Below are 19957 nucleotides of genomic sequence, written 5' to 3'. Positions count from 1 at the left end.
GGTGCCCGTCGGCCCGCGCGGACCCTTGACACCCCGTGCCCGCGGGATGAGACTGGTTGCGTGATACGCGCACAGTTGCGCGATACGCACCACCAGAAGGGCGACCATGAGCACCTCATCCCTCCCCGACCGCTGCGACGTCCTGGTCATCGGGGCCGGCATCGTCGGCAACTCGCTGGTCCACCACCTCGCCGAGCTGGGCTGGACCGACATCGTGCAGATCGACAAGGGCCCCCTGCCCAACCCCGGCGGCTCCACCGGGCACGCCTCCAACTTCATCTTCCCGGTGGACCACAGCCGGGAGATCACCGACCTGACCCTGGACTCGATGCGGCAGTACGACGAGATGGGCGTGCTCACCACCTCCGGGGGCATCGAGGTGGCCCGCACCGAGGAGCGGATGGAGGAGCTGCGGCGGCGGATGTCCTCGGCCAAGGCCTGGGGGATCGAGTCGCGGATGGTCACGCCGCGAGAGGTCGCCGAGATGGTGCCCTTCCTCGACCCCGACGTCATCGTCGGCGGCTTCTACACGCCCAGCGTCGGCGTCGTCGACTCGCTGCGCGCCGGCACCATCATGCGGGAGAACGCGCAGGCCAAGGGCGTGCTCACCACCGTCGCCAACGTCGAGGTGACCGGGATGACCGTCACCGAGGGCCGCATCAGCGCGGTGCAGACCGACAAGGGTGACATCGAGGCGCCGGTCGTCGTCATCGCCTGCGGCGTCTGGAGCCCGCGGCTGGCCCGCATGGCCGGCGCGCACATCCCCCTGACCCCGGCCGTGCACCAGATGATCTCGGTCGGCCCCTGCGAGCCGCTCGCGGAGCGGCCGGGCGAGATCAGCTTCCCCATCATCCGTGACATGGACACCTTCTGCTACGAGCGCCAGCACGGGTCCGACATGGAGGTCGGTTCCTACGCGCACCGCGCGATCCTGCACGAGCCGGACGAGATCCCCTCGATCGCGCAGGCCAAGCTGTCGCCGACCGAGATGCCCTTCACCGAGGACGACTTCGACCCCCAGCTCGAGCAGGCGCTGGAGCTCATGCCCGAGCTGCTCGGCGACGAGCGTGCCGAGATCCGCTACGCCATCAACGGCCTGCTCTCGCTCACCCCGGACGGCGCACCGGTGCTGGGGGAGACGCCCGAGGTCAAGGGCCTGTGGAGCTGCGCCGCGGTGTGGATCAAGGAGGGGCCCGGCGTCGGCCGGGCGGTCGCCGAGTGGATGACCCACGGCCACCCCGAGATCGACCTCGGGCACAGCGACATCGCCCGCTTCTACCCCCACCAGCGCACCCGCGCCCACGTCCGCGCCCGCACCAGCGAGGCCTTCAACAAGACCTACGGCATCGTGCACCCGGCCGAGCAGTGGGAGAGCTCCCGGCCGATCCGGCTCTCGCCGATGCACGCCAGCCAGCGCGAGCTTGGCGCCGTGTTCTACGAGGCCGCCGGGTGGGAGCGCCCGCAGTGGTATGCCTCCAACGAGCCGCTGCTGGAGGAGTTCGGCGACGCCGTCATGCCGCGCGAGCACGAGTGGGACGCGCGCTGGTGGTCACCGATCATCAACGCCGAGCACCTGGCGATGCGGGCCCGCGGCGGGATCGTCGACCTCACCGCCTTCGCGATCTTCGACGTCGTCGGCCCGGCCGCGCTGGAGGGCATCCAGCGGATCGTCGTGGCCCAGGCCGACGTGGCGATCGGGCGCGTGGTCTACACCCCCGTGCTCGACGAGACGGGCGGCTTCCGCTCCGACCTCACGGTGATGCGGCTCGGGCACGACCACTTCCGGGTCGTCACCGGCGGCGCCCACGGCATGGTGGACAAGAAGTGGTTTGCCGACCACCTGCCCGAGGGCGCCTCGCTCGTCGACCTGACCTCGGCATACTCCACGATCGGGGTATGGGGTCCGCGCGCCGGTGACGTGCTGGGTGCGCTCACCGACGACGACCTGTCGCCGGAGACCTTCCGGTTCGGCACCTGCCGGCTCATCGAGGTGGGCGACCTGTCGGTCCTGGCCTCGCGCATCTCCTACGTCGGCGAGTTCGGCTGGGAGCTCTACGTGCCCATCGAGACCGGCGCGCAGCTGTGGGAGCGGCTCATCGAGGCGGGGCGTCCGCACGGGGTCGTCCCCGTCGGCATCGGGGTCTACACGGCGACCGGGCGGATCGAGAAGGGCTACCGCGCCTACGGCGCCGAGCTGGACGCCGAGCGCACCCTCTCCGAGACCGGCATGGGGCGGCCCAAGGTCAAGGACGCCGACTTCATCGGCAAGGAGGCGGTGCTGGACCAGGCCGGGCGGCCCCCGAAATCGGTGCTCTGCGCGATGACCGTCGACGACCACACCTCCGCCAGCGGGGTCAAGCGCTACATGCTCGGCGGTGAGCCCGTCCTCGGGCGCGACGGCGAGCCGCTCACGGACGGCCACGGGCACCACCCCTACGTCACCTCCGCGGCCTCCGCGCCGAGCCTCGGCAAGCACGTGCTCATGGCCTTCCTGCCGCCGGAGCAGGCCGTCGTCGGCACCGGGCTCTCCGTGTCCTACATGGAGGAGCTCTACCCGGTGACCGTCGCGAGCGTCGACGCGACCCCGCTGCTCGACCCGGAGAACCTGCGGGTCAAGGGTCGGTACGCCGAGCTCGAGCACCCCGCCGCCGACGGCGGCACCGCCCAGCCCGCTGCGGCGGCCGAGCCGGTGGGGGTGGCCTGATGACCGACGTCCTGGTCTGCGTGAAGCGGGTGCCCGACACCTCCGGCGAGGTCGTCCTGAGCGCCGACGGGAGCGGCGTCGACGGCCGCTACGCCGGCTGGACCATGAGCAGCCACGAGGAGTGCGCCGTGGAGATGGCGGTCACCATCGCCGGGGACACCGGCGGCTCGGTCACCGTCCTCACCCTCGGCGACGACGACAGCGTCGAGCAGCTCCGCGCCGCGCTCGCGGTCGGGGCCGACGAGGCGGTGCGGATCGACGCCGCGGCCGACGACTACGGGCCGGCCGACGTCGCGGCCGCCATCGCCGAGGTCGTCCGCGCGCGGGAGGGCGAGGGGCGACCGTTCGACCTCGTGCTCGTCGGCAACGACGCCGCCGACACCGGCGACCACCAGGTCGGGATCCGGTTGGCGCACCTGCTGGAACGGCCCGTCGTGGCGGGGGCGCAGAACGCTGCGGTCGCCGTCTCCGGCGACCGGCTCGAGGTGCGCTCCAGCGTGTCCGGGCCGACGGAGGTCTTCGACGTCCCGCTGCCGGCCGTGCTCACGGTGTGGGAGGGCGGGGTCGAGCCCCGCTACCCCAACATCAGCGGCCGGATGAGGGCCAAGAAGGCGCGTGTCGAGGTGCTCGAGCCCTCCGGCGCGCCGCAGGGCAGCGGCCGGTTGGGGCTGCGGGTGCTGCCACCGCCGGCGAGCGACGTCGAGGTGCTCGGCGAGGGGAAGGCCGCCGCGCCGCGGCTGGTCGACGTGCTGCGAGAGCTGGGAGTCGTGCGATGAGCGTGCTGGTCGTGGTGGAGCCGGAGGACCTGGACGACGAGGGCGCCGGGCTGTCGGTGGTCTCCCAGGAGGTCCTCACCTTCGCCCGGTCGCTGCCGGGCGAGGACGTCGACGCCGTGCTCGTCGGCCTGCCCTGCGCCGGTGCGCCGCCCGAGGCGGTGCTCGCCCACTGCCGCGAGCAGGGCGTGCGGAGGCTGCACGTCACCGGCGAGCCCCGGCTGGAGCGGTATGCCGCCCGCGCCTGGGCGCGGGTCGTCGACGCCGCCGCGGAGGCGGGCGGAGCGGCATACCTCGTCGCGGGGGGGACCGCCCGAGGCAACGAGGTGCTGGCCCACGTCGCCGCAGCCCGCGGCGTGCCGATGCCGTGCAACGTCGTCGCGGTCGTGCAGTCCGAGCCGCTGGAGGTGGAGCGGCAGGTCGTCGGCGGTGCCGTCCTGGAGCGGGTCGCGCTGCGGGCCGAGGGCGGCCTCGCGGTCGCCTCGGTGGCCGGGCACGCCGTGGCACCGGAGCCGGCGCCGAGCCCCGGCGAGACCCGGGTCGGGGAGGTCGCGGTCGAGCTGACCGAGGCCGACCTCGCCGCTCAGGTGGTGCGCGTGGAGGCCGAGGAGGGTGGGGACACCTCCGCCCTGACCGGGGCCAACGTCGTGGTCGGCGCGGGTCGTGGTGTCGGGGGAGCGGACCAGTTCGACGACGTCGAGGCCCTGGCGGCGCGGCTCGGCGGGGCCGTCGGAGTCTCGCGCGTGGTCACCAGCCTCGGTTGGCGGCCGCACCACGAGCAGGTCGGGCAGACCGGCAGCCGGATCGCGCCGGACCTCTACCTCGCCTGCGGCATCAGTGGCGCGATCCAGCACTGGGCCGGCTGCAGCTCGTCCAAGACGATCATCGCGATCAACACCGACGGCGAGGCCCCGATGGTGACCAAGGCGAGGTATGCCGTCATCGGCGACATGCACGAGGTCATCCCGGCGGTCCTGGAGGAGCTCTCCTAGCCCCTGTCCGGTGTGCCCCTACGACGCGTCCGGTGCGAGGAGGTCGGCCGTGCGCAGCCAGCGCTCGCCCTCCTCGACGTAGCCCAGGCGGTGCAGCCACACCCCCGTCGTCACCCGCTCCACGAAGGCCCAGGCGTCGACCCGGTCCGGCTCCAGCCCGAGCCGCCGGCTCACCGAGGCGACCTCGCGGCGGTGCCACTCCCTCGCGGCGGGCGGCCCGTCGGCGCCGGAGATCTGCTCCAGCTCGGTCATGAGGTCCCGGAGCGCGACGCCGACGTCGTAGTCGCGCTCGCAGAGGAAGCCGTCGGGGTCGATGAAGGCATACCCCCCGCCGGGGCGCTGGAGCGCGTTGAGGCTGTGGGCGTCGCCGTGGACGACCACCCGGTCCGGGTGCGGGTGCTCGACCAGCTCGCGGGACAGGGCGGCGGCCCGGTCGAAGGCCGCGGTGTGCCGGCACACCCAGCCGCCGTCGGCGATCTCGGTCTCCACGATGGCGAGCAGCTGGCTGGCCTTCTCGCCGGGCTGCTCGTCCTGGGCGACGTCCAGCGGCAGCTCCCAGGCCTGCTCGAGCAGGCCGACGAGGACCTCGACCTGGGCGAGGCCGTCCGTGGTGGTCCGGGCCAGCGAGGGACCCAGCCGCTCGAGGAGGGCCGCACCGAGGTCCAGGTCGTGGTCCAGCACCCGGCAGTAGCCCCGACCCGCCGCCGCCCGCATGACCGCCACCTGCTGGCCCAGGTCGGTGCCCGCGTCGTCGAACTTCACCGCCGCCGGCTCCTCACCCCGCCGGACCTCGAGCACCGGGAGGCCGACCCCGTCGGTGTGGGCCCCCTCGATGACCAGGTCCCACCGCTGCACGGTCCGGGCCAGGACGTCCGGGAACCGCTCCAGCAGCGTGGCCGCCCACTCCTGGCCGGCCCACGGGCGGGCCTGTGCGACCGCCACCACCTCCGACTGCTCCACGCGGGCGATCGTGCCAGATCCGCCCGACCGTAGACTCGCCGGCGTGTTCTCCCGACCGTGCGCACGCCGCCCCCGCCGTGGTGCCGCCCGACGCGCCGGCCTCGCCGCCCTGCTCTGCGGCGTCGTCCTGGCGCTCACCGGTCTCCCCGCGACGGCCCTCACCGGCGACGAGGACGACCTCGGTGCGCGGGCGCTGCGGGACGAGGGCTGGAGCGAGCCGTCCCTGGAGCTCTCCGACCTGACGCAGGGCGCGCCGGTGCACCCGATGACGCCGCCGCTGAGCGCCGTCACCCGGATGTACCCGTCCTACTACGCGGACGGCTGCCACGTCGGCCGGCGCGGCACGGAGGTGGCCCCGGGATGCGTCTACGGCGACCCCGAGGGCGACCTCGAGGTGGCCGTCCTCGGCTCCTCCAAGGTGGGGCAGTACTTCCCCGCCCTGGAGGAGATCGCGCTGCGCGAGGGTTGGCGGCTGCGGATGTACACCAAGCTCGCCTGCTCCTTCGTCGACGAGCCGGAGCCGACCTACCCGGAGTGCGACATCTACAAGACAGCCCTGCGCGAGCACCTGCAGGACCACCGGCCCGACCTCGTCATCACCGGGGGGATGCGGCGCGAGGTCCCGGAGGGCTACACGCGCACCTGGACGTGGTTGCGTGACGAGCTCGGGGTGGAGCAGGTCGTGGGGCTGTGGGACTCACCGGTCCCCAGCGACGGCAACCCCTCGGCCTGCGTCGCCGACGCCCTGGCGGACGGGGGCGACCTGAGGTCCTGCGCCGTGTCGCTCCCGGAGTCGCGCAGCGGCAACCCGTCCATGCGCGAGGCGGCCGACCGGGTGCCGGGCGCGATGTTCGTCGACCTGCGCGACTGGGTGTGCCCCACGACCTACCTCAGCCCGCGGTGCGCCGCCGTCGTCGGCCGCGCCCAGCTCTACGGCAGCGGCTCCCACCTCGTGGCGAGCTACACCGCCACCCTGACCGACCCGCTGCACCAGCGCCTGCACGAGGCCGGGGTGGCGGCATACCGGCCCTCCGTCGACCGGGTCGGGGGCGTGGACCGGTATGCCACGGCCGCCCTGCTCACCCGCGACGTCGAGCCCGGTGGCCGGGTCTTCCTCACCAGCGGACGCGACTTCCCGGACGCCCTGGCCGCGGCGGCCAAGGCGGGCGCGGGCGGCGAGGCGGTGCTGCTCACCGGCGGCCCGGCGCTGCCGTCCGCGACCCGCGAGGCGCTGGGCCGGCTGGCCCCGAGCGAGGTCGTCGTGGTCGGCGGCGAGGAGGCGGTGCCCGAGGCGGTCGTGGAGCAGGTCGCCGAGCTGGTTCCGGTGGAGCGGGTGTCGGGCGCAGACCGCCACGAGACGGCGGCGGCGCTCGCCCTGGTGGAGCCGGTGCAGGAGCGGGGGATCGTCGTCGTCGCGACCGGTGCGGACTTCCCGGACGCGCTCGCGGCCGCGGGCCGGGCCGGGCAGCAGGGCGCCCCGATCCTGCTGGTGCGCCGGACGGAGGTCCCGGAGGCCACCGCCGCGGCGCTGCGGGAGCTCGACCCGGCGCGGATCGTCGTCGTCGGTGGCGAGGGGGCCGTCTCGAGCACGGTCGAGGAGGATCTGGAGGCCCTGGGCAGCACCGTGGAGCGGATCGGGGGCAGCGACCGCTACGCCACCGCTGCCCTGCTCGCCGGACAGGGTGCCGAGGTGCTGCACGTCGGGTCCGGGGTGTCCTTCGCCGATGCGCTCGCGGCCGGGCCGGTCGCTGCCGCCCGGGGCGGCTCGGTGCTGCTGACGGCGCCCGACCGGGTCCCTGCCGCGACGCGCGAGGCGCTGGAGCGGATCGGGCCCGAGCGCGTCGTGCTCACCGGTGGCGCCGGCGCCGTCGGTGAGGACGTGCGGCGGGCACTGCTGCGGCTGGCCTCCTGACCGGGGGCGTCGCGTCGCGGCGCGGCGCGGGCCGGCACGCAGCCCGGAGGTGGACGGGCCGCCCCTCAGAGGTCGGCGAGCAGGGCCGCCGGCTGCTCGACGCAGTCGGCGACGAATCGCAGGAAGCCGCCGGCCGTGCCGCCGTCGCACACCCGGTGGTCGAAGGAGAACGAGAGCTGGGTGACCTTGCGGACCCTGACCTTGCCCCGGTGCGCCCACGGCTTGTCGACGATGCGCCCCACGCCCAGCATCGCGGCCTCGGGGTGGTTGATGATCGGCGTCGAGCCGTCCACGCCGAAGACGCCGTAGTTGTTGAGCGTGAACGTGCCGCCGGTCAGCTCGGCGGGAGACACCTTGCCGTCGCGCGCCTTGGCGGTGAGCTCACGCAGCGCGGCGGCCAGCTCGGTCGTCGTCATCGCGTGCGCGTCGTGCACGACCGGCACGACGAGGCCGCGGGGGCTCTGCGCGGCGAAGCCGAGGTGGACCGCGCCGTGGTGGACGATCTCCCCGGCCTCGGTGTCGACCGAGGAGTTCAGCGCCGGGTATGCCGCCAGCCCGGCCACGGTGATGCGCGCCAGGAGCGGCAGCACGCCGATGCCGGCGTCGGGCCGGGCCGCCTTGAGGGCGTCCTTGGCCTTCATGAGCCGGGTCGCGTCGACGTCGACCCAGGTCGTGGCGTCCGGGATCTCGCGCCGTGAGGTCGACAGCCGCTCGACCATGAGCCGCTGCACGCCCTGGATCGGGATGCGCGTGTCGCCCCCGTCGCGACCGGTCGTCGGCACCGCGCTGGCGGGCTGCGCGTCGCGCGGCTGGACGCCGGCGTCCCGGGCGGAGAGGTGGGCCTCCAGGTCCGCCCGGCGGACGACCCCGGTCGGGCCGGGCGGCACCGTCGTCAGGTCGACGCCGTGCTCCTGGGCCAGCCGGCGCACGAGGGGAGAGATGACCCGCACCGCGCGACCACCATTCGCGGCGCTCGGTGGGGTGCTGGGGGAACCATTCGCGGCGCTCGGTGGGGTGCTGGGGGAGCCATGCGCGGCGCTCGGTGGGGTGGTGGGGGAACCATTTGCGGCGCTCGGTGGGGTGCTGGGGGCGGTGGTGCGGCCTCGGCGCCGGCGGCGGCCGCCCGTGCGGCGGGCCGGGCCGTCGCCCGCGCCGTAGCCGATGAGCGGGCGCTCAGGCTGGTCCTCGCCCTGTCCGCCCGCGGCGCTGCCCGCGGGGAGCCGGGCTCCGGCCTGCTCCTCCGCGCGGTACTGCTCGCCCCCGGCGCCGGAACCGGCGCGACCGGACGCGTCCCGCCCGGCACCGCCGTCGCCGTCCACGCCCCCGGCGCCGGCGGGCTCGCCGATGGTGATGAGCGGCTCGCCGACCGGCAGCACCTGCCCCGCCTCGGCGTGCACCCGGGCGACGGTGCCGGCATACGGGCAGGGCACCGACACCGCGGCCTTGGCGGTCTCCACGGTGACGACCTCCTGGTCGACGCCGACCTCGTCACCGGCGGCGACGTGCCACTCGACGATCTCCGCCTCGGTCAGGCCCTCGCCGAGGTCGGGCAGCCGGAAGACCTGCGTCATGCCGACACCTCCTGCGGGGCGTGCGTGAGGTCCGGCTCGTCGTCCCACTGCAGCCGGGCGATGGTGTCCAGGATCCGGTCGATCCCGGGCAGGTGGGTGTGCTCGAGCTTGGGCGGCGGGTAGGGGATGTCCAGCCCGGTGACCCGCAGGACAGGTGCGGCGAGGCTGTGGAAGCAGCGCTCCTGCACCCGCGCGGCGATCTCGGCGCCCATGCCGGCGAAGCCCTGTGCCTCGGCGAGGACGACGGCGCGGCCGGTCTTGCGCACCGACGCCTCGACGGTGGCGTCGTCGAAGGGCACGAGGGAGCGCAGGTCGACGACCTCGACGTCCCAGTCCTCCTCCGCCGCCGCGACCTCGGCGGCCTTGAGCGCGGCCGCGACCTGCGGGCCGTAGGTGACGAGCGTGACGTCGGCTCCCTCACGGCGCACCGCGGCCTGGCCGATCGGCTCGGTGCGGGTGGGCAGCTCGAGCTCGGCCTTCGCGTAGTACTGGCTCTTGGGCTCCATGAAGACCACCGGGTCGTCGGAGGCGATCGCCTCGCGCAGCAGCGAGTAGGCGTCGGCCGGCGTCGCCGGGGTGACGACGTGCAGCCCCGGCGTGTGGACGTAGTAGCCCTCGGAGGAGTCGCAGTGGTGCTCGACGCCGCCGATCCCGCCGGCATACGGGATCCGGATGGTGATCGGCATCGGCAGCGCGCTGCGGGTGCGGTTGCGCATCTTGGCGATGTGCGACACGACCTGCTCGAACGCGGGGTAGCCGAAGGCGTCGAACTGCATCTCGACGACCGGGCGGAAGCCCTGCATGGCCAGGCCGACCGCGAAGCCGGCGATCCCCGCCTCGGCCAGGGGCGTGTCGACGCAGCGGTCCTCGCCGAAGTCTCGGGTCAGGCCGTCGGTGATGCGGAAGACACCGCCGAGCGCGCCGACGTCCTCGCCGAGGACCAGCACGTCCGGGTCCTCGGTGAGCGCGTCGCGCAGGGCCGTGTTGAGCGCCTTGGCGTAGGTGGTGGGACTCATCGCGCGCTCTCCATCTCCTGCTGGGTGACGTGGCTGTCCAGCTCGCTGCGGACCATCTCGCGCTGCTCGAGCAGCTGCGGCGTCGGGCGGTCGTAGACGTGGTCGAAGAGCTCGAGCGGCTCGACCGTCGGCTCGGCGTTCATCCGGGTGCGCAGGTCGGCGGCCAGGTCGTCGGCCTCGTCGCGGACCTCCTGGATGCGGTGGTCGTCGAGGTGTCCCTGCTGCACGAGGTATGCCTGGAGCCGGACGATCGGGTCCTGCCCGGTCCACTCGTCGACCTCGTCGGCGGTGCGGTAGCGGGTGGCGTCGTCGGCGTTGGTGTGCGCCTCCATGCGGTAGGTGTGCGCCTCGACGAGCACCGGGCCGTGCCCGGACCGGGCGTGCGCGTAGGCCTCCCGCATGACCGCGAGCATCGCCGCGGGGTCGTTGCCGTCGACCTGCTCGCTGCGCACGCCGTAGCCGACGCCCTTGTAGGCCAGCGCCGGGGCCTTGGTCTGCTTGGCGAGCGGCACCGAGATGGCGTACTTGTTGTTCTGCACGAGGAAGACCGCCGGGGCCTCGAAGACCGCGGCGAAGTTGAGGCCCTCGTGGAAGTCCCCCTCGCTGGTCGCTCCGTCACCGATGAGGCACAGCGCGATGCCGTCGGTGCCGCGGCGGGTCAGCCCGTGTGCCGCACCGGCGGCGTGGACCGCCTGGGTGGCCAGCGGGGTGCACTGGGGGGCGGTGCGGGTGGCCCGCGGGTCGTAGCCGCAGTGCCAGTCGCCGCGCAGCAGGGTGAGCACCTCGACCGGGTCGATGCCGTGGGTGACCAGCGCCATCGAGTCGCGGTAGGTCGGGAAGAGCCAGTCCTGCTCGTCCAGCGCCAGGACCGGCGCGACCTGGCAGGCGTCCTGCCCGCGCGAGCTGGGGTAGACCGCCAGGCGGCCCTGCTTGGTCAGCGCGGTCGCCTGGGCGTCGAAGCGCCGGCCGACCACCATGCCGCGCCAGACGGCGAGGAGGTCCTCGGGCGCCGGCATGGCGTAGCCGCGGGCGCGGGCCTGCTCGCCCGGGTCGACGGCGCTGCCGTCGGCGGCGAGCAGCTGCACCGGCTCTGGGCAGGGGAGCAGTTCGGTGATGTCACTCATCGTCGAGTCCTCGGTCCTCACGTAGACGTCTAGGGGTCATCGTCCCGCGCCGGCGCACACTGTGACGACATCAGGCGGCAATCCTGGACGGGTGGCAGGATGGGCGCATGAGAGAGGACCGTTCGTCCGACAGCGGTCCGGTCCTCCGGAGGGGGGCCGGACAGGTTGCCGCAGCCCTGGACGAGACCGACCACGCCATCGTCGCCGAGCTGCGACGCGACGGCCGGCTCTCGGTCCGCGCGCTCGCCGAGCGGGTGCACATCAGCCGGGCGACGGCATACTCCCGGCTCGAGCGGCTGCACCGCGAGAAGGTGATCACGGGGTATGCCGCCCGCGTCGACGCCGACAAGCTCGGCCTGGCCACCGCGGCCTACGTGTCGGTCTCGATCGAGCAGGGGGCGTGGCGCGAGGTCCTGGACGCGCTCGAGACGCTGCCCGGGGTCGAGAAGGTCGCGCTGGTGGGGGCGGAGTTCGACATGCTGGTGGAGGTGCGGGCGCGCGACAACCACGAGCTGCGCGACGTGGTCCTGGGCCGGATCCAGGGCGTCCCCGGGGTACGCGCCACCCGCACCTGGCTGGTCTTCGACGAGTGGGAGCGCTGAGGCGACATGACCGACATCCTGGTGGTGGCCCTGGCCGTGCTGGCGTTCAGCGTGCTGGCCGGCCGGCTCGGCGGCACTCCCATCACCATGCCGATGATCTTCACCACGGCAGGGATCCTGCTCGGGCCCGCGCTGCTCGACGTGGTGCGCCTCGACCCCCGCGACGAGCTGGTCAGCGTCCTCGCCGAGGCCACCCTCGTCGTCGTCCTCTTCACCGACGCCTCCCGGCTCGACCTGCGCACGGTGCTCCGCGAGCACAGCATGGCGCTGCGGCTGCTCCTGGTCGGGCTGCCGGCCGCGGTGCTCATCGGGACCGGCGCGGGGTGGCTCCTGCTGCCGGGCATGCCGCTCATCGTGCTGGCCGTCCTGGCCGCGACCCTGGCCCCGACCGACGCGGCCCTCGGCCAGTCCTTCGTGGAGAGCCCCTCGGTGCCGAGCCGCATCCGCCAGACGCTCAACGTCGAGAGCGGGCTGAACGACGGGCTGGCCGTGCCCTTCGTCATCATCCTCATCGACGTGGCGCTGGGCCGGACCGGCTCACCGGGCGACTACGTCGTGCTCCTCGCCCAGATCGTCGGGCTCGGCTTCCTCGTCGGCGGGCTGAGCGGCTGGCTCGGTGGTCGGCTGCTGACCTGGGCGCACGACCGGTCGTGGACCACCGCGCCCTCGTTGCGCCTCGGGGTGGTCGCCGTGGCCGGGGCCGCCTACTCCGCGGCGGAGGTGGTCGGCGGCAACGGCTTCGTGGCCGCCTTCGTCGCCGGCGCCGTCGTCGGGGCGACGGCGCGGCCGGTGCTTGAGCACACGACGACTTTCGCGCGGTCCGAGGGCCAGCTGCTGGCGCTGCTGACCTTCCTCCTGTTCGGCGTGGCGATCGTCGGGGACATCCTCGCCGATCTGGAGTGGCGCTACGTGGTCTATGCGCTGGCGAGCCTGCTGGTCGTGCGGATGCTGGCCACCGCGCTGGCGCTGCTCGGCAGCGGCGTGAGCGCGGCGACGGTCCTCTACGTCGGGTGGGCGGGGCCGCGCGGCCTGGCCTCGATCGTCTACGCCGTCCTCGTCGTCACGACCGTGGGGCTGCCGATGAGCGAGGAGATCTTCGTGGTCGCCGGTTGGACCATCCTGCTCAGCGTCTATCTGCACGGGCTGAGCGCGGCCTGGGTCAGCAGGCGCTACGGAGCGAGCGTCGACCGGGCGTCCGAGGAGCGACCGGAGCACCGGCATACCAGTCACCTGCCGCTGCGGCTGCCGCGCGCGCACCGGCAGCAGTGAGCGCGCGGCGGCCTCAGAGCGAGGTCGCGGCCAGCTTGACGCCGAAGCCGACGAAGACGGCCCCCACGGCGCCGGTGAGCCCGCCGGCGGTGCGGCGGTGCTGCCGGAAGCCGCGGGCCAGGGCGGTGCCGGCCACGATGAGCGCGCCCAGGTAGAGCATGCTGAGCACCTGCATCGTGGTCGCCAGCACGAGGAAGTCGGCGAGCGGCCGGGCGGAGTCCGGGCGGAGGAACTGCACGAAGAAGGCCACGAAGAAGAGGATCGCCTTGGGGTTGAGCAGGCTGAGCACGAGCGCGGTGGTGAAGGAGCCGCCGCGGCGCGTGGGGGCGGCCTGCTGCTCGGTCTCGGCCCGGGTGGGGCGGCGGAGCGCGGCGAGCCCGGCGCGGACGAGGCGCAGCCCGATCCAGGCGAGGTAGGCGGCGCCGAGGTACTTGACCACGCTGAAGACGACCGGGTTGCCGCGCAGCAGCGAGGCGGCGCCCAGGAACGTGAGGCCCATGAGCACCGCGTCGCCGACGAAGACGCCCAGGGCGGCCGCCCAGCCGCGGCGGACCCCGCTCCGGGCCGCCTCGGAGAGCACGAACATCGAGTTCGGTCCGGGCAGCAGGACGATGAGCAGCGCGGCGACGAAGAACGTCCCGTAGTCAGGGATCCCCAGGAGCACAGGACCAGCGTAGGGCCGGGGTGGCCCCCACGGAAAGTCCCGGACCCCCCGTCCCGTGCCGTCGGTCCGACCCGGCCCCGGGCGTCCCTCGGCGGAATAGCGAGGAGCCTGTGGCGTTGACGTCCCCGAGCCCGGTCCGGGCACCCTCGATCTCAGGAGGAGATGGTCATGCGCGCAGCCAGCTACGACACCTACGGCGGCCCCGAGGTCCTCACCGTCGGTGAGCGGCCGGACCCGCCCGTCGGCCCCGACACCGTCCTCGTGCGGGCCCGGGCGACCAGCGTCAACCCGGTGGACTGGAAGGTCCGCGAGGGCTACCTCCAGGGCGCCTTCCCCCACCACCTGCCGATCGTCCCGGGCTGGGACGTCGCCGGCGTGGTCGAGGCCGTGGGCCCTGCCGTGCGCACCGGGCTGCAGGTCGGTGACGAGGTATGGGGCTACGTCCGCCGCGACGACGTGCACGCCGGGACGGCCGCCGAGCTGGTGCCCGCCCCCGAGCGGACCGTCGCCCTCAAGCCCGCCGGACTGAGCTTCGAGGAGGCGGCCTCGGTGCCGCTGGCCGGGCTCACGGCATACCAGGCGTTGACCGAGGCCCTCGCCGTCGGCGAGGGGGACCGGGTGCTCGTGCACGCGGCGTCCGGCGGTGTCGGCCAGTTCGCCGTCCAGATCGCCCGGTCCCTGGGTGCCGAGGTCATCGGCACCGCCTCGCCGACGAACCACGACCTCGTGCGCGACCTCGGCGCGACCCACGTGCTGGACCACGGCGCCGGCCCGGTCGGCGAGCAGCTCGGCACGGTCGGCGGGCCCGTGGACGCCGTCCTCGACCTCGTCGGCGGCGACGCCATGGCGGACATCTCCGCGCAGGTCAAGGACACCGCCCGGGTCGCCTCGGTCATCGACCCGGAGCAGATGGGCCAGATCGGCGGGCACTACGTCTTCGTCCGGCCCGAGCGCGCGCACCTCGACGCGCTCGCCGAGCTGGTGGACCGGGGCGAGCTGCGGATCACCGTGGCCGCCACCTTCGACCTCGACCAGATCGCCGACGCCCACCGCCTCTCGCAGGAGGGCAGCCCGGGCGGCAAGATCGCCGTGCGGATCTGAGGCGCCAGGACGCGATCAGGATGGCGACGGGGCGCGGCGGTGGTCGTCGCCGTACCCCGGGTGTATGTCCAGCGGGCCTGAGGTGCCCTCGGGGTTGAAGCGGTAACCGACGCTCCGGACGGTCTCCACCATCTCTTCGGCTCCGTGGGCGCGGAGCTTCTGCCGCAGGCGGCTGACCCGCGACTCCAGGGCCCTGCGGCTGATCGTCTGCTCTTGCAGCTCGATGGCCAGGGTCCCTCGGGTCACGAAGACCCCGGGCCTTCGGGTGAGCGTCAGGAGCAGATCGAACTCGGCCCGGGTGAGGTCCACCTGCTGCGTGCCCAGGTGGACCGAGCGGGAGTCCGGATCGATGTGCAGACGCGGGACGGATGGGACGGGTTCCACGAGCCACCCGCTGGCATGGCGGAGCAGGGCCTCGAGCCTCGCCGCGAGGATCCGCACTGCCGTGGAAGAGTCCACGACATCCTGGGCGCCCCGCTCGAGCAGGGTCGCCTCGAAGTGAGGCGTCAGGTCATCGACCACCACCATCGTGGCCACCCTGAACTCGTCGAGCCACCGTTGGGCGTCGAGGAGGGCAGCCGAGACCGGCCCCCCAAGCACGATCGCCGCCCCGGGCCGGCGGTGGTTCAGGAGCCCGCGGAGCGCCTCGAGATCGATGACTTCTGCCTGGGCCTGGCGGCGCTGGAGCAGTTCGCGGCTGCGCCGCACCTCGACAGGTCCGACACCTACCGGGATGACCCAGACCGTGAGGTCCACATTCGGGCGTGGGGTCGCGGACGCCATCAGGGTCACAGGCGGTCCTCGAGCATGACGGCGGCGCCGGTGAGCCGGGGCGTCCCTGACAGTCGTGCCGCACAGCACCGTGAGACTCCAGTGGCCATCGCCCCCATCGATTTCCTCTCTCACCGCCGTGTCCCCGACGGCGTCGAGTCATCGGCAAACCTGTAAGTAGAGTAAAGAGAAAGTAAAGAGAAGGTCAAGAGAGAGTTTGTTTTTCTTGGTTGCGAACCCCAGAGGGCAACCCGTATGACGTCACCCCAGCCAGTGCTGCTCCGGCAGGGCGTGGGACAGGAAGTGGCTCATCGCCTGGGTGTAGGCGTAGGCGCCGGTCTGACCGAACACCACGACGTCGCCGGGGCGCAGCTCCATCGGCAGGTCGCCGGTGCCGACACGGTCCAGCGAGGTGCACAGCGGGCCGGCTAGCGTGGTCGTCGCCCGCTCGCCGCCCAGGACCCCCTCGCCGGGACGCACCGCCAGGGTGGGGAACGACTGCCCGGTCAGGAGCGGCCGCAGCAGGTGGTTGATGCCGCCCTCGAGCATGACGAAGCGCTCGCCCCGGGAGATCTTGGTGCGCACGACCCGAGCCGCATAGACGCCGGTCGGTCCGGACAGCCAGCGGCCGGGCTCGAGCAGCAGCTCGCCGGTGAACCAGTCGTTCTCCCCGAGGATCCGCCCGAGGCCCGCACCGACAGCGCGGACGTCGAGGCTGGCCTCGGTCAGGGCATACCGGATCCCGAGGCCACCGCCGATGTCGATGAGGTCGAGCTCGCGGCCCAGCAGCTCCTGCAGCCGTCGCCCGATGCGCAGCGCCGTCCGGTGGTTGGCCAGCAGCCGTCCGGCGTCCAGCTCGTTGCTGGCTGAGAAGACCTGGAGCCCGCGGATCTCGACGTGACCGAAGCGCGCGGCCGCTGCCACGAAGTCGTCCAGCACCTCCTCGTCCACCCCGAACGCGCTCGCCCCGCCACCACCGATGATGGTCGCCACCTCCGACACGCCCCCGGCCGGGTTGACCCGCACGTTGACCGGCAGCGGGCGCTCGCCGGCGTGCAGGGCGTGCAGCCGCTCGACGTCCTCGATGCCGTCGACCTGGACGCGGGCCCCGGCGAAGAGCGCGGCCTGCAGGTCACGCTCGGTCTTGGCCGGACCGGCGAAGACCATGCCGGGACCTGTGCCGCCGGCGGCCAGCGCGGCCGCCACCTCGCCGGCGCTCGCGCAGTCGAACCACGCACCCTGCCCGGCGAACGCCTCGAGCAGGGGCGACCCGGGGTTGGACTTCACGGCATACGCCAGGCGCACCCGCGCGGGCAGCGCGGCTCGCAGCCGGGTGAAGCGCTCTCGCGCCGCCACCAGGTCGTAGGCGAAGAACGGGCCCGCGTGTGTTGTCGCGAGCTCGTCGAGCATCGCCTCGTCGAAGGCAAACAGGTCGGTCGTCGCAGCGGTCAAGATCATGCCTTCCACCAGGGCGCCAGGCGCCGGAGTCCTTCCTCGAGCTCGTCCACCGGGCCGCCCAGGCTCACCCGCAGGCAGCCCGCGCCCCCCGGTCCGAAGGCCGTCCCGGGGATGGTCGTCACCCGGCCCTCGTCACGCAGCTGCAGCGCGAACGCCTCGGTGCCGACGGGGTCGGCGTAGGCGGCGCCGGCGAGGTGGCCGGGCAGCGCGAGCCAGAGGTAGAACCCGGCCCTCGTCGCCGTTCTGAACATAGCCTTCTGGTGCCCGTCCCCCAGAAATCTATGTCCGGAAGTATGAAGATGGGGCGCGACCCGGTCGACCGTCGCCCAGCGCACCCGGAGCTCCTCGCGGGCCGCGGGCAGCACCTCCTCCGCCGCGCCCAGCAGCGCCAGCGCGGCCGCCTGCGACAGCCGCGAGGGCGCCGTCGTCATCGCGTTGTGCAGCAGCCGTGCCGGGGCCAGCACCTCGGGGTCGCCGAGCGCCCAACCGATCCGTAGTCCCGGCGCGGCGAAGGCCTTGCTCATCGAACCGAGCACCACCCCCTCCGCGCTCACGTCCCGCAGCGACACCGGACGCCGGTCGACCCACAGCTCGGCATACACCTCGTCGCTGACGAGGAGCACCCCGCGCTCGGCGCAGGCCTCGGCGACCCGCGACAGGGCCCGCTCCGAGGCGAGCCCGCCGGTCGGGTTCGCCGGGTGGTTGAGCACGACCAGCGAGGTATGCGGCTGCTCGCCCAGCAGGGCCACGAGCGCGTCCGCGTCGAGGTCGCCGTCGGCACCCAGGGGGTAGCCGACCGGTGTCGCCCCGCACAGCCGCGCCAGGGTCGGGTAGGCCACGAAGCCCGGGTCGGGGACCAGGACGGTCGAGCCGGGCTCGACCCAGGCCTGGAAGAGGGCGAAGAGCGCCGCCTGGCTGCCCGCCGTGACCATGACCTGCTCGGGCGCCACGTCGTGGGTGGGGGAGGAGGCGTAGCCGGCGACCGCGCGCACGAGCGCCGGGTCGGAGGTGTTGGGTCCGTAGCTCAGCGAGGGTGCGGGGACGGCAGTGCGGGTGCCGGCGTCCGGCGCCCCCCACCCGGGCTCGCCCAGGCCCAGGTCGACCGCGTCGGCCGGGGCGTCGAGGGACATGCGTCGGATCGGTGACAGGCCCTCGCCTGCCACCCTGGTCGCCGGCCTCACCGCAGCGACTCCTCGAGGGCGGTCGCGGCGTCGGTGGAGGAGTCGCGGTACTTCACGATGACCGGCGCGTAGAGGGACAGCCCGAGCACGGCGGCGTAGTCCCCGCGAGCCGGCCGGGTGCCGGGCACGACGACCGCGCCCGGCGGCACCTCGCCGCGCAGCTCGCGCTGCTCGACGAGGTCGTAGATCGTGGTGCCGGCGGTCAGCGTCACGCCGGGCGCGAGCACCGCCCCCCGCCGCACCACGACGCCCTCGTAGAGACCGCACTGTGCCCCCACGAAGACCTCGTCCTCGACCACGACGGGCCGTGCGCCGACCGGCTCGAGCACTCCGCCGAGCTGCACGGCGGTGGACAGGTGCACCCCTTCGCCGACCTGCGCGCACGATCCGACGAGCACGTGGCTGTCGACCATCGAGCCCGCGCCGACGTGGGCCCCGGCGTTGACGTAGCTCGGTGGCATGACGACCACGCCCGGCGCGAGGTAGGCACCGCGGCGGACCGAGGTCCCGCCGGGCACGAGGCGTATGCCGTCGCCCGCGGTGATCCGACGCGCGGGCACGAGCGACTTGTCGACGCTCCCGCCGGGCCAGTCGATCTCGATGGTCTCGCTGAGCCGGAAGGCGGCCAGGATGCCCCGCTTGACCCAGCCGTGCACCCGCCACTGCCCGTCGTCACCGGGGCTGGCGGCGCGGACCTCGCCGGCCTCGAGGGCGGCGAGCAGCTGCTCGACCTGCTCGACCGTCGGCTCGGCCCCGCCCTCGGCGAAGGCGGTCTCGAGCTCGGACGACGCGGTCGTCGGGAGGGCGCTCACGAGGCGAGCGCCGCGGCGTCGTGCGGCACGGCGAACCGGCCGGACAGCGATCCGGGGAACGCGCCCGCGGTGCCGCTGCGCCGCGAGGCCTGCAGGTCGGCCAGCGCGGTCTGGACCCGGCTCCACGTCCCCGGCTCGGCGGGGGAGAGGGGGAGCCGGACGTGAGCGGTGGCCACGCCGAGGCAGGCGAGGGCGGCCTTGACCGGCACCGGGTTGGTCTCGGTGAACAGCGCGTCCATGAGCGGGGCGAGCAGGGCGCCCATCTGCCGGGCCAGGACCAGGTCACCGGCCCGGGCGGCGTGCACGAGCCGCCGGGTCTCCACCGGCGCCACGTTGGCGCAGACCGACACCAGCCCCTGGGCGCCGACCGCGATCGAGGCCAGGGCGAGGTCGTCGTCGCCGGCGAGGACCGCGCGGCCGGCGGGCGCCTCCCGGCAGAGCCGGCCGACCTGACGCAGGTCGCCCGAGCTCTCCTTGAGCGCCACGACCTGCTCGACCGCCCAGATCTGCCGCATGGCGTCCGGGGTGATGTTGCAGCCCGTCCGACCAGGAACGTTGTAGGCGATGATCGGCAGCCCGTCGGCCGCCTCGGCGACGGCGCGGTAGTGCGCGACGAGCCCGCTCACCTGCGGCTTGTTGTAGAACGGCGTGACCACCAGCAGCGCGTCCGCGCCCGCTGCCGCGGCCTGCGCGGCGAGCTCGCAGGTGCGCTCGGTGTCGTTGTGGCCGATGCCGACGACGACCGGCACGCCGCCTCCGTGGGCCTGGCCCACCTGCACGGCCTGGCGGACCAGCGCGTGCCGTTCGGTGTCGGTGACGGTCGCGGCCTCCCCGGTGGACCCGAGCACCACGAGCCAGTCCACACCGAGCCCGTCGGCCAGCACGTGCTCGACGAGGCGCCCGAAGGCGGCGTGGTCGACGGCGGGCTTTCGGCTCTCACCCACGGCGTCGGTCCCGGCGGTGAACGGTGTCGCCAGGGCGACGCCGAGACCGGTGAACGGTGCAGCGCTGGGGGTGGTGGGCATCGTGACTCCTTCGTGGGGTGCC

Annotated in this window: 17 protein-coding genes; 7 read left to right on the top strand and 10 right to left on the bottom strand. The window is 73.9% G+C overall.

The features are described 5' to 3' along the window. Positions 1-106: 106 nt before the first annotated feature. Genes Q0795_RS04465 through Q0795_RS04455 form a run of 3 tightly spaced genes read left to right on the top strand, consistent with a single transcriptional unit; the run spans position 107 to position 4469 of the window. Positions 107-2704: an FAD-dependent oxidoreductase gene (locus Q0795_RS04465; RefSeq protein WP_298887048.1), complete on the top strand. Its 2598-nt coding sequence runs from the start codon at positions 107-109 to the stop codon at positions 2702-2704. Beyond that, positions 2704-3480 (top strand): electron transfer flavoprotein subunit beta/FixA family protein, encoded by a 777-nt coding sequence (locus tag Q0795_RS04460; RefSeq protein WP_298887046.1) that lies wholly within the window; start codon positions 2704-2706, stop codon positions 3478-3480. The genes Q0795_RS04465 and Q0795_RS04460 overlap by 1 nt, the downstream gene beginning before the upstream one ends. Then, positions 3477-4469, top strand: a complete 993-nt coding sequence (locus Q0795_RS04455) for an electron transfer flavoprotein subunit alpha/FixB family protein (protein ID WP_298887044.1) — start codon at positions 3477-3479, stop codon at positions 4467-4469. Before Q0795_RS04460 ends, Q0795_RS04455 begins: the two co-directional genes overlap by 4 nt. 18 nt (positions 4470-4487) lie before the next feature. Here Q0795_RS04455 and Q0795_RS04450 read toward each other — a convergent pair whose 3' ends face one another. Continuing rightward, complete coding sequence (locus Q0795_RS04450) at positions 4488-5429, bottom strand: aminoglycoside phosphotransferase family protein (protein ID WP_298887043.1); 942 nt, start codon at positions 5427-5429, stop codon at positions 4488-4490. Between the two features lie 43 nt (positions 5430-5472). Here Q0795_RS04450 and Q0795_RS04445 point away from each other — a divergent pair, with 43 nt between their 5' ends. After that, the gene (locus Q0795_RS04445; RefSeq protein WP_298887041.1) at positions 5473-7341 is read left to right on the top strand and encodes a cell wall-binding repeat-containing protein; all 1869 of its coding nucleotides are present in this window, start codon (positions 5473-5475) and stop codon (positions 7339-7341) included. 65 nt (positions 7342-7406) lie between these two features. On the opposite strand, the gene Q0795_RS04440 is transcribed toward Q0795_RS04445, so the two are convergent. The 3 genes from Q0795_RS04440 to pdhA are packed head-to-tail and all read right to left on the bottom strand — an operon-like array spanning position 7407 to position 11052. Next, entirely contained in the window at positions 7407-8912 is a 1506-nt protein-coding gene (locus Q0795_RS04440) for a dihydrolipoamide acetyltransferase family protein (protein WP_298887039.1), read from the bottom strand. Beyond that, positions 8909-9928 (bottom strand): alpha-ketoacid dehydrogenase subunit beta, encoded by a 1020-nt coding sequence (locus tag Q0795_RS04435; RefSeq protein ID WP_298887037.1) that lies wholly within the window; start codon positions 9926-9928, stop codon positions 8909-8911. Before Q0795_RS04435 ends, Q0795_RS04440 begins: the two co-directional genes overlap by 4 nt. Then, entirely contained in the window at positions 9925-11052 is a 1128-nt protein-coding gene (pdhA, locus tag Q0795_RS04430; protein WP_298887035.1) for a pyruvate dehydrogenase (acetyl-transferring) E1 component subunit alpha, read from the bottom strand. Before pdhA ends, Q0795_RS04435 begins: the two co-directional genes overlap by 4 nt. A gap of 107 nt (positions 11053-11159) precedes the next feature. Between pdhA and Q0795_RS04425 the strand changes: the two genes are divergently transcribed. Beyond that, positions 11160-11654: an Lrp/AsnC family transcriptional regulator gene (locus Q0795_RS04425; protein ID WP_298887033.1), complete on the top strand. Its 495-nt coding sequence runs from the start codon at positions 11160-11162 to the stop codon at positions 11652-11654. A gap of 6 nt (positions 11655-11660) precedes the next feature. Further along, positions 11661-12923 (top strand): cation:proton antiporter, encoded by a 1263-nt coding sequence (locus Q0795_RS04420; RefSeq protein ID WP_298887031.1) that lies wholly within the window; start codon positions 11661-11663, stop codon positions 12921-12923. 13 nt (positions 12924-12936) lie between these two features. Here the strand turns inward: Q0795_RS04420 and leuE are convergent, their stop codons facing one another. Further along, positions 12937-13587 carry a leucine efflux protein LeuE gene (gene leuE, locus Q0795_RS04415; RefSeq protein ID WP_298887029.1) on the bottom strand — a complete coding sequence of 217 codons (651 nt, stop codon included), beginning with the start codon at positions 13585-13587 and terminating at the stop codon, positions 12937-12939. 168 nt (positions 13588-13755) lie between these two features. Here leuE and Q0795_RS04410 point away from each other — a divergent pair, with 168 nt between their 5' ends. Beyond that, positions 13756-14688, top strand: coding sequence for an NADP-dependent oxidoreductase (locus tag Q0795_RS04410; RefSeq protein WP_298887026.1), 933 nt, complete (start codon positions 13756-13758; stop codon positions 14686-14688). 15 nt (positions 14689-14703) lie between these two features. Here the strand turns inward: Q0795_RS04410 and Q0795_RS04405 are convergent, their stop codons facing one another. The 5 genes from Q0795_RS04405 to dapA form a co-directional block, all read right to left on the bottom strand. Continuing rightward, a complete protein-coding gene (locus Q0795_RS04405; protein ID WP_298887023.1) occupies positions 14704-15594 on the bottom strand; it encodes a response regulator transcription factor in 891 nt (296 codons plus the stop codon). Positions 15595-15720: 126 nt separating this feature from the next. Then, positions 15721-16917 (bottom strand): alanine racemase, encoded by a 1197-nt coding sequence (locus Q0795_RS04400; protein ID WP_298887020.1) that lies wholly within the window; start codon positions 16915-16917, stop codon positions 15721-15723. After that, positions 16914-18047, bottom strand: a complete 1134-nt coding sequence (locus Q0795_RS04395) for a pyridoxal phosphate-dependent aminotransferase (protein ID WP_298887017.1) — start codon at positions 18045-18047, stop codon at positions 16914-16916. The genes Q0795_RS04400 and Q0795_RS04395 overlap by 4 nt, the downstream gene beginning before the upstream one ends. A gap of 47 nt (positions 18048-18094) precedes the next feature. Next, positions 18095-18910, bottom strand: a complete 816-nt coding sequence (locus Q0795_RS04390) for a 2,3,4,5-tetrahydropyridine-2,6-dicarboxylate N-succinyltransferase (protein WP_298887014.1) — start codon at positions 18908-18910, stop codon at positions 18095-18097. Then, a complete protein-coding gene (gene dapA / locus Q0795_RS04385) occupies positions 18907-19935 on the bottom strand; it encodes a 4-hydroxy-tetrahydrodipicolinate synthase (RefSeq protein WP_298887011.1) in 1029 nt (342 codons plus the stop codon). Before dapA ends, Q0795_RS04390 begins: the two co-directional genes overlap by 4 nt. Positions 19936-19957 lie beyond the last annotated feature (22 nt).

It is taken from the genome of uncultured Serinicoccus sp., from assembly GCF_947487915.1.
GTDB lineage: Bacteria > Actinomycetota > Actinomycetes > Actinomycetales > Dermatophilaceae > Ornithinicoccus.
This window is presented reverse-complemented; position numbering and strand designations above follow the sequence as displayed.

Excerpts from the sequence above, each read along its gene's own strand:
- Q0795_RS04455 (WP_298887044.1), top strand. The coding sequence starts at position 3,477 with ATGAGCGTGCTGGTCGTGGTGGAGCCGGAGGACCTGGACGACGAGGGC.
- dapA (WP_298887011.1), bottom strand. The coding sequence starts at position 19,935 with ATGCCCACCACCCCCAGCGCTGCACCGTTCACCGGTCTCGGCGTCGCC.
- Q0795_RS04460 (WP_298887046.1), top strand. The coding sequence starts at position 2,704 with ATGACCGACGTCCTGGTCTGCGTGAAGCGGGTGCCCGACACCTCCGGC.
- Q0795_RS04440 (WP_298887039.1), bottom strand. The coding sequence starts at position 8,912 with ATGACGCAGGTCTTCCGGCTGCCCGACCTCGGCGAGGGCCTGACCGAG.
- Q0795_RS04395 (WP_298887017.1), bottom strand. The coding sequence starts at position 18,047 with ATGTCCCTCGACGCCCCGGCCGACGCGGTCGACCTGGGCCTGGGCGAG.
- Q0795_RS04465 (WP_298887048.1), top strand. The coding sequence starts at position 107 with ATGAGCACCTCATCCCTCCCCGACCGCTGCGACGTCCTGGTCATCGGG.
- Q0795_RS04420 (WP_298887031.1), top strand. The coding sequence starts at position 11,661 with ATGACCGACATCCTGGTGGTGGCCCTGGCCGTGCTGGCGTTCAGCGTG.
- pdhA (WP_298887035.1), bottom strand. The coding sequence starts at position 11,052 with ATGAGTGACATCACCGAACTGCTCCCCTGCCCAGAGCCGGTGCAGCTG.
- Q0795_RS04425 (WP_298887033.1), top strand. The coding sequence starts at position 11,160 with ATGAGAGAGGACCGTTCGTCCGACAGCGGTCCGGTCCTCCGGAGGGGG.
- Q0795_RS04400 (WP_298887020.1), bottom strand. The coding sequence starts at position 16,917 with ATGATCTTGACCGCTGCGACGACCGACCTGTTTGCCTTCGACGAGGCG.
- Q0795_RS04435 (WP_298887037.1), bottom strand. The coding sequence starts at position 9,928 with ATGAGTCCCACCACCTACGCCAAGGCGCTCAACACGGCCCTGCGCGAC.
- Q0795_RS04410 (WP_298887026.1), top strand. The coding sequence starts at position 13,756 with ATGCGCGCAGCCAGCTACGACACCTACGGCGGCCCCGAGGTCCTCACC.